Origin of the sequence: Arthrobacter sp. TB 23 (assembly GCF_000294595.1) — a bacterium.
Lineage (GTDB): Bacteria > Actinomycetota > Actinomycetes > Actinomycetales > Micrococcaceae > Arthrobacter_D.
Genome location: NZ_ALPM01000046.1, coordinates 1 through 651 on the forward strand (window position 1 = coordinate 1; position 651 = coordinate 651).

1 pseudogene (only partly in view) is annotated in these 651 nt (G+C 69.0%); it reads right to left on the minus strand.

Annotation, left to right across the window (positions count from 1 at the left end):
• Nucleotide 1: 1 nt before the first annotated feature.
• A pseudogene (locus tag B384_RS17940) lies at nt 2-651 on the minus strand (aspartate aminotransferase family protein); it runs 623 nt beyond the window's last position.

Below are 651 nucleotides of genomic sequence, written 5' to 3' on the forward strand. Positions count from 1 at the left end.
TTCAGGCCCCAGTCGTGGCGGGCACGGCTCCGGTGACGGCGCCGACGGCGTTTTCGAAGCGTTCGAGGCCGGTGGTGATTTCGTTGGCGGTGACGACGAGGGCGGGGATGAGGCGGACAACGTTGCCTGCGGGTCCGCAGGTGAGGGTGAGTAGGCCCTGGGTGGTTGTGGCCTGCTGGACTGCTGCGGCGGTGGCTGCGTCGGGGGTGCCGTCTTCGGCGGTGAACTCGATGCCCTGCATCAGGCCTTTGCCGCGCACGTCACCGATGACCGGGAAGCGGTTCTGGATGTCTTTCAGGCCGGACTGGAGCTGCTCGCCGCGGATCCGGGAGTTCTCCACGAGCCCTTCGTCCCGGACGACGTCCAGGGTCGCGACGCCGGCGGCGGCGGAGACGGCGTTGCCGCCGTAGGTCCCGCCTTGGGAACCGGGCCAGCCCTTGGACATCGTCTCGGTCGAGGCGGCGATCGCGGAGATCGGAAAACCCGAAGCGATGCCCTTGGCGGTGATCAGGATGTCCGGGGTCGCGGTGGAGTACTGGTGTCCCCAGAACTTGCCCATCCGGCCCACCCCGGCCTGGACCTCGTCAAAGATCAGCTGGATGCCGTGCCGGTCCGCGCGTTCACGCAGGCCTTCCAGGAACGCCGGCGGGG